The organism is Bacillus sp. EKM420B (assembly GCF_011065565.1).
GTDB classification, from domain to species: Bacteria; Bacillota; Bacilli; order Bacillales; family Bacillaceae; genus Bacillus; species Bacillus velezensis.
The window spans coordinates 1-368 of record NZ_JAAMNX010000022.1; the positions used below are offsets into that span (position 1 = coordinate 1).

The following is a 368-nucleotide window of genomic DNA, read 5'->3' on the forward strand; positions in this document are numbered from 1 at the left end:
ATCATTAGACCTCGTCATGACCGGCAGAGCACCTGAAGCATTTAATTTTGTATTCAGCCTTTTAGCGATATCAAGATTGACGTCTTTTTCTAAAATGCCGTTACCTATAGAACCGGAATCTTTCCCTCCATGACCCGGATCAATTAAAATTGTTTTTCCCGCTGCCGGATTTTTCAGCTGGTTTGCAACATTTGAGCTGACAGCCGGGGTATTCCCAATAATGGTAAAGCTGCTTAATTTTTTTCTCCCGATAAAGACTCTTGTTTCTTTTGAAAGATTGCTGCCGTTTGTCAGAATGATAGATTGTTTTTTCTTTGCAGCAAGAGCAGCACCCGCTATGGAGTCTGCATACCCGAAACCATTGCTGA

1 protein-coding gene is annotated in these 368 nt (G+C 41.8%); it reads right to left on the reverse strand.

All coding sequences use genetic code 11. The features are described 5' to 3' along the window. On the reverse strand, nucleotides 1-368 hold a 368-nt coding region (locus G9F48_RS19330), incomplete at both ends, for an N-acetylmuramoyl-L-alanine amidase family protein (RefSeq protein ID WP_185153160.1).